Origin of the sequence: Peptoniphilus sp. oral taxon 386 str. F0131 (assembly GCF_000090945.1) — a bacterium.
Taxonomy (GTDB): domain Bacteria; phylum Bacillota; class Clostridia; order Tissierellales; family Peptoniphilaceae; genus Anaerosphaera; species Anaerosphaera mikwangii.
This window is the reverse complement of the sequence record NZ_GL349422.1, coordinates 805967-818037: the sequence shown is the minus strand read 5'-3', so window position 1 is coordinate 818037 and position 12071 is coordinate 805967. Positions and strand designations below refer to the sequence as shown.

The window sequence follows — 12071 nt, the reverse complement described above, 5'->3', positions numbered from 1 at the left end:
GTTGTTTTCCTTCTACCTTCTTAACTTCTTCTTTCTTTGTTTCTTCAGCGGCGAAGACACTTGTGAATGTTCCTAGTACCATTACTAATGCAAGTACTAGTGATAAAAATTTCTTGTTCATCTTGTCTTTCGACCTCCTTAAAAATTTTGTAGACCTACAAAAGTCTTAAACTTTTGTTTGCTGTTTGAACGAAACAGCTTAGAGGTAGGCAAGTAAACATTAATTTTTGCCAATTAATATTTAGTTGTCATTGTTCCTCTTTGTTATATTATACACTACTTGAAATAAAAGTAAAATTACAGTTGTATTACAAATTTATATCAATTTGGCAAAGTGATTCGTTGGCTGTTTTTCAATGTTTTCAGGTGTTTTTTCTGTTGTTTTATTGAAGTGTTTTTTACTTTTTTTGTCATCTTATAATACTTTTTTGTGTTGTTATTGTACCCCTCATGTCATCTCGACCGGAAATGAACGGAACAAAGTGGAGTGAATTGGAGTGGAGAGATCTCTTGTATTAGATACATTTGACTTGCTTCGCTCGCTCAGTATGACAAAAAAGTATCATCATTTATCATATTTACACTTCTTTTATTAATGTGAGGGGGCGAAGGGAATTGCGATTCTCCCTCATGCCCCCTCACGCTCCCCCATTACACCCTTAAAACGCTTTTGGGGTATTTTTTATAATACTCTTTTATTGAGATGAGATTTCTCCATTTCATGCCTGAAGGCATTCCAGTCGAAATGACAAGGGTAGTATGTCATCTCGACCGGAAATGAACGAAACAAAGTGGAGTGAATTGAAGTGGAGAGATCTCTTTTCTTTTGTCATTGTATGAGATTTCTCCATTTCGTCCTTTCAGGACTACAATCGAAATGACAAGGGAAAAAATGCTAACAGCATTACAGTCGAAATGACAGAAATATAATGACAACGTCGAAATAACAAAAAACAATGTCATCTCGACTAAACGCCGAAGGTGTGCATGGAGAGATCTCTTCAATTAAAATAACAAAGGAAATAATGATATTGAAATAAAAAAATAGCAAAAGCTGCTATATCAAAAGCTCTTGCTATTTTTTTATTTAATTACATATTTCTAAGTTTTTTTAATATCATTTTTTGTTCAACACTTGCTACAAGTCTTCTTGTGTATTCTACTGTGTCAGGATTTACACTCATTGATGTAACTCCACATTCAACTAAATATTCTGCAAGTTCCGGATATTGACTTGGTCCCTGTCCGCAAATTGAACAAGTTTTTCCTTTTTTGTTACAAGCGTCTATTAATATTTTAAGTGCTCTCTTAACCGGTTCGTTTCTTTCATCAAAGTAACCCATATTATTAAGCACTCCTGAATCTCTGTCTGCTCCCATTACAAGTTGTGTAAGGTCGTTTGAGCCTATTGAGAATCCGTCAACTAATTCTGCAAATTCTTCTGCTTGGAATACTACTGCAGGTACTTCCGCCATTATCCAAATTTTGAAGTTCTTTGATTGTTTTAATCCTTCGCTTGCCATTATTTCTTTTACTGTTACAAGTTCTTCGGGTGTTCTTACAAACGGCAACATTGCAATTACGTTTGTCAATCCGTATTCTTCTCTCACTTTTCTCATTGCTTTACATTCAAGTCTGAAGCCTTCTTCGTATTCCGGCGAAATGTATCTTGAAACTCCTCTCCAACCAATCATCGGATTTGCTTCTATAGGTTCTACTTCATCTCCGCCTTTTAATCCTCTGAATTCATTTGTTCTGAAGTCACTCATTCTAACTACAAGGCTTCTCGGATAAATTGCTTGTGCAACTTTTGATATTCCTTCTGCAAGTTTATCTATCATTAAATCGTGTTTGCCTGTTTTTACTAAATACATAGGGTGAGCGCCTATCATATTTGTAAATATAAATTCTGTTCTCATAAGTCCTATTCCGTCAAATGGAAGGTCCTTATATTTTTCAATCAACTCAGGTTCTCCAAGATTCATATAAATTTTTGTTGCTGTTACGGGTGCTACCAAGTTTCTTAAACTCATTGTCAAATCTTTTGTAACTTGTAATACTGATTGACCGCCTGTCGATTGTTTTTCTTCTTTATTTTCTTCTTTTAAAACGTATCCTTCGTAAACTACTCCTCTTGTGGCATCTACTGTAACTTCCATTTTATCTGTTAGTGTTTTTGTTGCATTTTTTGAGCCTACAATACATGGTATTTGTAATTCACGAGATACTATTGCAGCGTGGCATGTTCTTCCGCCTTCGTCTGTTACTACTCCTGCCGCTTTTCTCATTGCCGGTACCATGTCAGGGTTTGTCATTTCTGTTACAAGTATATCCCCTTCTTGAACTAAGTTTATTTCTGAAATATCTTTTATCAGTCTTACTTGTCCTCTGCCTATTCCCGGTGATGCAGGAAGTCCTTTTACTAACGGTTTTAAAACTTCTTTCTTTTCTTCTTTTAATGTTGTAATAGGTCTTGACTGTAAGAAGTAAAATTCTTTAGTGTCTCTGTCAAATCCCCATTCTGTATCTTGAACACTTCCATATAGTGTTTCTACTTTTATTCCTCTTTCAATTAGAGTTTTCAGCTCTTCATCTGTCAAACATTCTTTGTTTATATATTCTTCTCCAAGATGCTCTTTTACGTCTACTTGTTCTGTTCCGACTCCGATTGATTTTTTTATTACCATAAATTCTTTTGAGGCAATATTTTTTTCTACTATTTCTCCGGTCTTTTTATTTATTATATATTCATCAGGCGTTACTATTCCCGAAACTACAGCTTCTCCAAGTCCCCAGCTTGCGTTAATCATCATTTCGTCTTTGTTGTTATTTATCGGATTTGCTGTGAACATAACTCCTGATTTTTCAGAGTTTACCATTTTTTGTACTACTACCGACAATGATACGTTAAAGTGATCAAAATTTTGTTTTTGTCTGTAGTATATTGCTCTTGATGTCCAAAGTGATGCCCAGCAACTTCTAACGTGTTTTATAAGTTCTTCTTCGCCTCTGATATGAAGATATGTGTCTTGTTGCCCTGCAAATGATGCGTCCGGAAGATCTTCCGCTGTTGCTGATGATCTTACTGCCACTTCAGGATCTACTACATTTATACTTTGTGAAAATTCTCTGTATGCACTAACTATTTCTTCTTCTAATTTAGGGTATATTTTGCTTTCATTGATTTTCTTTTGAATTGCTTTGCTTACTTCTGTAAGAGAATCTACATTATCAACATCCAATGATTCCATCAAAAATTTAACTACTTCATCAAGTTCTGCGTATTCTATAAATTTATCATATCCTCCTGCTGTTACACAAAACCCCGGTGGAACAGGTAAATTCATATGAGTTAATTCACCAAGGTTGGCTCCTTTTCCTCCAACCAAAGATATATCTTCCTTGTTAATTTCGTTAAACCATTTAATATAAGTATATTGTGACATTTTAATCCCCCTTTACTTTGTAACTATTATATCATATTTATTTAATATGTCATACTATTTTTACAGATTTTTTTAATTCTGCAATGGACTTTGTAGATATAGCCTCTTTATCTATTCCGAGCTCATCTATTATACTATATAATTCCTGCTCATTTTTTGACTCTACTTCAATGAATGGATACGGATATGTGTTTTTATCCCATGTGTCAATATCAAATCTGTTATTTTTATACATATATGATACTCTATTTTTATATCCAATGTCATATATGTCATAGCCGAGCAATTTTAAAATGCTGATCATTTGCTCTTTATCCGTTATTTCAGATGTATGTTCTATATTTTCTCTAACACCTTTGTTTGTTATTTGTTCTTTAAATGTTATATAAATATTTTCTTCGTTGTTTAAAAGATTTTTTACATATCTTATTCTAAGATAACCTTTTGCATTATTTTTTATCGGGTTTACACTTGAGTCTATATTCAAATTTTCTTGATATTCTCTTGCTATCAAAGTTGCCCCTCTTTTTATAAGTTCTTTTTCAACTTCATATATATCAAGTCCAAGCAGTTTTACTTCTATTTCTCTTTCAATCATATTTTTAACTCCTGCACTTTAAAGTCTACATAGTCGCTGGAAACACAAATATATTCTACTCCGTTTATATTTCCCTCTACAACATATTTATGTCCATCTGCGTGAAGATGTCCATAGATGCAAATATCTATTCCGTATTCACTAAAAAGGTTTGAAAATTCATTTGTTGTAAAATCTTGATTAAACGGAGGATAATGTATCATCGCAATTTTTTTCTTTGCTCCGGTTCCGCTCTCAAGAGAATTTTTTATTCTGAGAACTTCTCTCTGATATATTTTTTCATCATTCTTACTGAAGTCCTGAAAATCTTTTGGCATCCAGCCTCTACTTCCAAATATTTCTATATCATTATAAACATAGCTGTTATTGTTTAAAAATTTTATAGTTTTTAATCCCAAGCTATTCATTTTACTTAATGAACCCCACCAATAGTCGTGGTTCCCCTTCGATATTATTTTATTTCCTGGAAGTGCGTCTATCTTTTGCAAGTCAGACAGTGCATCTTTTAATTTTAAGCCCCAACTTATATCTCCCGGCAATAATACCAAGTCATCATCAGATACTTTTTCTTTCCAATAGGAAATGATTTTGCCCTCATGATTTATCCATTTCTTTCCGAATATATCCATGGGCTTATCTCCTATCGGATCAAAATGTAAATCCCCTAATGCCCAAATCATAGTTACCTCATTTCTATATAATTATAGTTTGCTCCGATTTTATCAAGAGCGCTTTTTTCTCTATTTGTTGCAGAAAATATTACTATTTGTCTTTTTTTGCTTTCTTCTTCTATAAATTTTAATGTATTTAAAAATCTTTCATCATCATATTGAATAAATATATCATCTAAAAATAAAGGTGCATCTTTTATTATCATATCTAAAAGAGCAAGCCTGAAACAAAAATATAGCTGATCTAATGTTCCGTTGCTCAGATTTTTTGCATCTATATATGATTTTACGTCTTCATCAAAGACTTTTATATTAAATTCATAGTCAACAATTAGCTGCGTATATTTTTTATCGGTTATTAATTTTAAATAGTGTGCTATATTTTTTGTAAGCTGCGGCAAAATTTCAACTTTGCTTTTCTCTGAAAGTTCTTTTATTTTTTCTATCGCTCTTGTTATTGCATTTTTATGTTCCGTCTTTTCCGAAAGTTCTTCTTTTTTATAGTTCAAGTCCTCAACCAGCGACTGCTTTTCTTTTAATTTTTCTTCGCAAATTGAAATTTCCTTTTCAAGTTTAGCTTGTTCTATTTCCAATTCTTTAAGTTGGTCTTTATCTGCTTTAATTTCAATATCGCAGACATCTATGCCATGATTTAAACTTTCTAAATTGCGTCCTTTAAGAGTAAGCTCTATTATTTTATTAAGTCCCTGTATTTTTGTTTCTATAGATGATGAATCCATATTATTTTTAAATTTTTCTTTTAATTCTAAAATAGTAGATACGTTATTTTTTACACATATTCTTTGAATTTCAACTTCTATCTTTTCTATTTCATTTTTTAAAAATTCTATCTCTTTTTGTTTTTTAGCAGTTTCGGTTTTTTTCAGTTCTATCCTTATATTGTGTTTTTTTGCTTCATCCCATTTTGATGATATTTCATCTTCAAGGTTGGCTATATCATCTACATTGTACTTATCTAAAAATTTTTGGAATTCCACATCCATTTTTTTCTTTTCAGCAGTTTTTGCATCAGATAATTTATGGTATTCATCTATTCTGCTTTCTACTCTTTTGACAACATCTTTTGAAATTTTATACTCAGCTATTCTGAGATATGTGTATATTAAAATAAATATGCTGATTACATTGATATAATACTTTTTAAATATCAAAGATGATACCGCTATTAGACCTACTAAAAATAGTGAAAAAATTATTTTAGCTAAGTTTTTATTGGCTTTCGAAGTACTTACGATAATGTCTCTTGAGAGTATTTCCATTTCCTTTGAATAATTTATACTGTTTAATTCTAAAATTCTCTTATTTAATCTTTTTACTTCGTTATAATCCGATAAAAGCTGATTGTAATATCTCCCGTCTATACTTTTATCTCCTGTAACATCCTCAAACTGCAATTCCTTCAGCTTTTCTTTAAAGTTCTTTGATTTTTCGTCAATTTCAACTATTTTCTGATATTCTTCCGCACTAATACCTGAATTGTTTTTTTGGAGTTCTTTCAGGTGTTTTAACTCTTCTGTCATAGATATGATATTATTATAGTCTGCTTGTTCAGAAAGTTCTCTTTCTATGCTTATATTTTTCTTAGATGAATCTATTTCCCTATCAATCGATTTTTCTCTTTCTTTAAGCTTTAAGTATTCATCTTCTGCTCCGTCATACTCCAACAGTTTTGCATTTAATCGATTTACTTTAGAGTTTAATACACCAATCTCACTCTTAGAAATACTTTCCCTTCCAATAGTTTTTAATTTTTCTTCAAGAAGTGATATTGCAAGATTTGCATCATATTTTTCATCACCTGCATTAGCAAATTTTTCAAGTTCATTTCTTATTGATTCATAAGAATCGGAATTTATTTTTAAGTTCTTTTGTCCTATAAAAAATGTATTTGAAAAAACTTTGCTGTCAACATTGAAAAAATATGCTCCTGCCTGTTTTACCTTAGAAAATGTCGTAAACTCATCTCTATTTTCTAATTGTTCTCCTGTATTTAAGTTTAATACCGAAAGTTTCTCTTTGTTAAAATCTTTCTCTACAATATACTCGGTTTTAGTTTTGTCGTCATATAACTTTAAATAGCCTCTGTAATCATCACCAACCCAAGGCTTATATTTTTCTAAGTCTTCTTCAAAACTTCTTCTATTTTTTGACGGTTTTGCAAATCCATAAAGTATTCCGTTTATAAATGAAAATATAGTCGACTTTCCACTTTCATTCGGTCCCTCTATAAGATTTAATCCATCATTTAATTTTATTATATGTTTATGAAATTTTCCAAATTCTACTAATCCTATTTCTTTAATTTTCATTTCTCGCCGCCAAAAGTTCTCTAACACCATATTCAAGTGCAAGTTTATCCGATTGCATCTCCAATATAAATTTCCCCATCAAATTATTTCTATTATTTTCTAAAAGTTCCTCCATACTGTATTCAACATGAAGTTCATCTAAAAATTTTACATAAAAATAATTAATTGATGCTTCTAAATAACTAATCAAATACTCCGGAACACTAAAATATCCTTTCAATATAACCGTATTGAAATTATTTTCACTTCCGTTTAATAATTCTATTACTTTATTTTCTACATCTGTTACGCTCATTTCCATGTCTATATTAATTTCAAATTGTCTGTATTCTCTGATAGAGTTATCTATTTCTCTAACAGATATATTTTTTCCGGATATATCCGCAATTATAAATCCTCTCTTGCCGATGTCCTTAAAACTGAGAGGTTCAGGTGTTCCGCTATAATAACATCTCTCCGACATTTTTTGCATTACATGAATATGTCCAAGTGCTATATAATCAAATTTTGAAGCTTTAATAAAAGTATTATCTATTCCAAAATAGTTTTTATCATCTACCATGCCATGCAGCATAAGCAGATTTGTATAATTCAAATCAAGTTCCCAATCCAATTTTGTATCAAAATCAAACTGTCTGTCCCATGACCTTCCATATACCCTCAAATTCAAATGTGGAACTTCAAAATAATCCTCGTCCTTGAATATGTGAACTTTATCTGAAAAATTGACATTAAAAAACAAGGAATTATCACTTAAATAATCATGGTTGCCTGCAATTATAAATGTTTCTGTATTTTCCAACTTATCAAGTAATTTTTTAAACCTAAGCATATCTGTAGCGGTAAAAAAATCTCTCTCATACACATCTCCACAAATTAAAAGCACATCCACATTATTACCTATTGCATATTCAATTGTATTCTCAAAACTTTTCCAAAGCTCTTCACGTCTTAAAATAGCTATATCTTTCGGCAATTCACCTCTATAAAATCTACCTAAGTGAAGATCTGCAGTATGTAAAATTCTCATTTAATCACCAAAATAATTATAACATATTATATTAAATAAATTTTAAAAGTAATTAAGATAAGTAAATAAAATTTGTATTTAATTTTTATAGTTTTGCAGAATATAATACTTTCTTGTTATTTCGACATTATCATTGTTTTTTTGTCATTTTGACGTAAGAGATCTCTCCATGCACACCTTCGGTGTTTAGTCTAGATGACATTCTTTTTTTGTCATTTCGACTGGAATCCTGACAACCTACCACTCTTGTCATTTCGACTGAAGTCCCGAAGGGACGGAACGGAGAAATCTCATCTCAACTCAAGAGATCTCTCCACTACAATTCACTCCACTGCATTCCGTTCATTTTCGGTCGAGATGACATAAACATGGAAAAAGGAGGACTTATCCACTTTAATGAATAGTCCTCCAATTACAACAATGAAATTATTTTCTGTTATATGGTTTGTTTTAATTGTTTAAAAAGGATTTGTTATTTTCCCTTTTATTTTGATTGTTTTTTACTTCTGTATTCGATTAGTGCCAGTAATGTTCCTGCCGCTAACATCAATCCGATATATAGAGATATGTTTGTTATATCTCCCGTCTTTGGTATTGTCTTGTTTATGTTTACTTTCGGTTTGTTGTTTGGTGTGTCAGGTACTTTCTTTTCCGGTGTTATCGAATTGTTCGGTTTTTCAGGATTCTTTGGTGTAGGCTCTTTTGGTGTCGGATTGTTTGGTGTCGGTGTTGGAGGTGTTTGCGGGTCTTCTTTTTCATTGGTTATTGTGAAGCCGTCTCTCATGTTTCCTCCATAGACTACTTTGTATAGTTTTCCGTCAAATAAAATTGTATTGCCGTTTTCTCCAATTTCTTTAACTGTGTATCTGTAGTAGTCTGTGCTTCCAAGTCCGTTTGCCACGTCAAGGTTTTTGAATACTCCACTCCAGTTATTACTTGCACTTAGTTCAAGTGTTCTTCCTGTAGCTTTTCCGTCTTTGTATAGTTCTACTATAATTTTATTTGTTGGCGGAATGATTGGGCTTTCGTTACTGTTTACCCATAGCTTTGTTACCTTGACTTCTCTTGTAGGCGGTTCCATTGGTGTCCATGGTCTTTCTTTTTGATTAGTTATAGTGAATCCGTCTTTCATGTTTCCTGTATAACTTACGTTAAACCACTTACCGTCGAATTTTATTGAGCCTGCTGTTTCGCCTACTTCTTTAACTGTGTATTTATAGTAGTCTGTACTTCCAAGTCCGTTTGCTACTTCAAGTTTCTTAAATACTCCGCTCCAATTATTACTTTCGCTTAGTTCAAGTGTTTTTCCTGTAGCTTTTCCGTCTTTGTATAGTTCTACTATAATTTTATTTGTTGGCGGAACTATTGGGTTTCCGTTACTGTTTACCCATAGCTTTGTTACCTTGATATCTCTTGTTGGTGGTATCATCGGTGTCCATGGTTTAAGTTTCTTATTAGTTACAGTCAATCCTGTTTGTTGGTCTCCACCGTAAGTAACCTTGTACCAGTTGCCATCAAGTTGTATATTGTTTCCGTTTTCGCCTACTTCTTTAACTGTGTAAACATAATCAATTCCATTTTCATCTGTTTTATTAAGATTTGTCCAAATATGAGTTGTAGTTCCGTTTGTCAGTTCAACCGGAGCGCCTTCTTTTTGTCCATTTTTTAAAAGTTGTAATTTAATGGTAGGATAATTTTCTGTTATACCTTCCCATTTTTTCGTTACTTTTACTTCTATTTTATTTTGTGTATTCTTAATTATACAAGTTCCTATTGAATCTACTCCATAGCTAACTGTATATCCATTCGGTACGGTTTTTTCTACTACCCTGTACTCAATAAGTGAACCGTCCGGTGCATATTTATCCAAGTCTTTAAATGTATGTTTCCAATTTCCGGCTGCATTAAGCTCTTTTTCTTGAAGTACAGTTTCATCGCCAACTTTCTTAAGTTGTACAGTTACGGAATTTCCTACTGCACCGACCCATCTCTTTTCTACAGAAACATCGACTTTCTCTACATTTTTATTTGTGATTATAAAGCCGTTTTCCATTGAACCTGAAACAGATACTTCATATCCATTCGGTACAGTTTTTTCAACTACTTCGTATTTGATTTCTGTTCCATCATTTTCATATTTTGGTAAGTTTGTAAATGTATGTTTCCAGTTGTCGCTTGCTTTTAATTCATATTCTTGTAAAACATCGTTACTTCCAACTTTTTTAAGCTCTACAAGAACAGAATCTTTGGCAGGTCCAACCCATTTCTTTTCTACAGAAACTTCTACCTTTTCTTCAGGTTTATTTTCTATAGTTTTGAGTGCGATTTTGTTATCTCCAAAGTCACTAACTTTGACTTCAATAGGCTCTTTTAAACGTTGGTAACCTTTAGGAGCTTCGGTCTCAACAAGCTTGTACTCATCTTTGAGTAGATTTCCAATTTCACCACTTCCATTTGAATCTGTAGTAATTGTTCCGACTGTTTGATTGTTGCGAACACGAATAACATCAAACTTTGCACCTGCTAATGGTGTATTATCCTTACCTGTCTTTAGTATCTGGATTTTATATACATAGCCTTCGCCAGTACCGCCGGCATCTTTAATTTTATAAGTACTTTCTTGACTATAATTATCTTCGCCATATGTTAATTTTGCTGTGTTTTTAATTTCTTCACCAGCTACCGGTTCATAACCTAACTTAACTTTGTACAGAATTTGAAAGCCTCTTTTTTCATTTGATTCAGGATAATCTCCAATGTCAATTGTAAGTTTTTTACCGTCAAATTTAATTTTACCGGCATCCTTAAACTCTTGAGTAACATCTTTCTTGCCTCCAAGAACTACATAAGAGCCATGATTTTCCCATTTTCCATTCCATATTTCAAGACTATCTTGAATGAATGAAACATTTTCAGATTGAATTGTATCTTCAAACTTGGCTTTAACAAGAACTACATTGTCTTGGTTAATTCTTATATCATATTTCCCTTCAGTTTTATCACCCGTCATCCAACCTGCTTTACTAAATTGAGTATTAGTAAAATGTGGTGGATTATAGTCAACCTCACCCGCAGGAATAACTTTTCCATTAACAGTTAAAGTTACCGGAATCTTACCTGAACCCGTTTGTGTCTCAGCATTAACAGATACATTAAAATAAAATTCTCCTTGAACACCGGAATGTTCTTGTACATATTTAGTATATGTAAGGACTATTCTTCCGGGTTTTTCGTTATACAAAGTTGCATTGGCAATGACTTTACCATCTGCATCCTTTATCTGGAATGTGCTAGGTGCTGAAGTATTAAATCCTACAGGCAAAGTCATCGTAGTAGTATCACCCTCTTTTACTATATTGTCAGGCAATTTAAATTTCGCATATACCCTGAACGGTTGCCATGCTCCAATTTTTTCTCCCGGTTTAAATGGAACACCTTCTCCATTTGTAACCCTTGCCTCGGTGATTACATCTCCTTCTACTTCTTTTGCATATACCATACTGCCGGTTTGTGTCGGTACAAAAACTCCACACAGCATTAAAAAAACCAAGAAAAAAATTATTGTTTTTTGTAATTTTGTTTTCTGTCCCATTAATTTTTTATTCTCCTTCCTTGTTTTTTTTCAAAGTTCGCTATTTAATTTTGGAAATAGACTTAAATTTTAATTTACAGTTAATCTATAAATTAAATATTACCTCCTCATATCAAAAATCCATATTAAATCGCACAACAATTTTATTGTAGTCATAATATCATAAAATTACAGCAAAATCTATTATTATTTACACTTAAAGTATACTTTTTTACAGTAATCAAATATATGTTAAATACTTTTAAAAAGTTGATAGGATGAGAATGTCAAGAGATCTCTCCACTCCAATTCACTGCACTACGTTCCGTTCATTTCCGGTCGAGATGACAAAGCATTATAGAAAACAACCCAAAAGCATTTTAAGGGTGTAATGGGGAAGCGTGAGGGGACATGAAGGAGAATCG

The 12071-nt window shown here is 32.3% G+C and carries 6 protein-coding genes; all 6 read right to left on the bottom strand.

What is annotated here, in order from left to right; all coding sequences use genetic code 11:
- Positions 1–1091: 1091 nt before the first annotated feature.
- Complete coding sequence (gene ppsA / locus HMPREF0629_RS03880; protein WP_009222061.1) at positions 1092–3446, bottom strand: phosphoenolpyruvate synthase; 2355 nt, start codon at positions 3444–3446, stop codon at positions 1092–1094.
- A 49-nt stretch (positions 3447–3495) separates the two neighbouring features.
- Positions 3496–4044 (bottom strand): class IV adenylate cyclase, encoded by a 549-nt coding sequence (locus HMPREF0629_RS03875; RefSeq protein WP_009222060.1) that lies wholly within the window; start codon positions 4042–4044, stop codon positions 3496–3498.
- Positions 4041–4724 carry a metallophosphoesterase gene (locus HMPREF0629_RS03870; RefSeq protein ID WP_009222059.1) on the bottom strand — a complete coding sequence of 228 codons (684 nt, stop codon included), beginning with the start codon at positions 4722–4724 and terminating at the stop codon, positions 4041–4043. The genes HMPREF0629_RS03875 and HMPREF0629_RS03870 overlap by 4 nt, the downstream gene beginning before the upstream one ends.
- A 2-nt stretch (positions 4725–4726) precedes the next feature.
- A complete protein-coding gene (locus tag HMPREF0629_RS03865; RefSeq protein WP_009222058.1) occupies positions 4727–7045 on the bottom strand; it encodes an ATP-binding protein in 2319 nt (772 codons plus the stop codon).
- Complete coding sequence (locus HMPREF0629_RS03860; RefSeq protein WP_009222057.1) at positions 7035–8075, bottom strand: DNA repair exonuclease; 1041 nt, start codon at positions 8073–8075, stop codon at positions 7035–7037. Before HMPREF0629_RS03860 ends, HMPREF0629_RS03865 begins: the two co-directional genes overlap by 11 nt.
- 484 nt (positions 8076–8559) lie before the next feature.
- On the bottom strand, positions 8560–11667 hold the full coding sequence (locus tag HMPREF0629_RS07835; RefSeq protein ID WP_009222056.1) for a Cna B-type domain-containing protein: 3108 nt from the start codon (positions 11665–11667) through the stop codon (positions 8560–8562).
- Between the last annotated feature and the right edge of the window lie 404 nt (positions 11668–12071).